This window comes from Pseudomonas sp. P5_A12 (assembly GCF_056400685.1).
Genome location: NZ_JBFUKU010000615.1, coordinates 1 through 748 on the forward strand (window position 1 = coordinate 1; position 748 = coordinate 748).

1 pseudogene is annotated in these 748 nt (G+C 59.2%); it reads left to right on the plus strand.

The annotated features are described in order from the left end of the window. Positions 1-748, plus strand: a pseudogene (locus tag AC1DSG_RS31500) (NEL-type E3 ubiquitin ligase domain-containing protein); the annotation flags it as partial.

Sequence of the window (748 nt, forward strand, 5' to 3'; positions counted from 1 at the left end):
CAATGGATCATGGCGAAGACCGAACTCCCCAGCGTACGCCGAAGCCTGCTCGCTGAGCCGCCGAACTTGCCCGTCCTGCCCCCGGAAACAGTCACCCTGCTTCGCGGCCCGCTGTTATCCAGGCCCGCCGTGACGCTGGAAGACCGGGTCCGGAATCTGTATTCCCACCTTGATGAACGCGAAGTGGCCACCTTCGCTCGTTCCTTGAATGCCCAGAAGGAACCGCTCAAGGTCATGAGGGCGCTAGAGAATAAGCTCAAGAAGCTGCGACAGACCCTGGAACACTGGGAACCCGCGGCCTTTGACGGCACGGCAGACAGTGAGGCTGACCGCGAATGGATGAGCTTCAGGTACAACGGCGGGAGTTTCATTGCTGGGCGCCTGCTGCAGTGTTTTGAACGAAGATCGATGGTCTTCGGTGAACGCAGCGCCAGTCTCGAAGGTGGATACGCACTGGATCTGTCGTCGGAATTCTCGGTCACCAACCTCGATCTGTGGTGGGACAAACTGCCGGATATTCAGGAATTCCTGGATCAGGTCACCACGCTGAATCTGGATCGCGCAAACTTTAATCCCAGGGCAGGCTGCCTGCTGGAGGACTTCCCTCAGTTGCAGCAGCTCAGTGCCAGACACTGCCGGCTGGCCCACTTTCCGGCCGGCATCGAGAAGATGCACTTTCTGCGAACCCTGCGCCTGTCGGAAAACTACATCACCCTGACACCTGACGCCGCCGAGCACCTGAGAAACC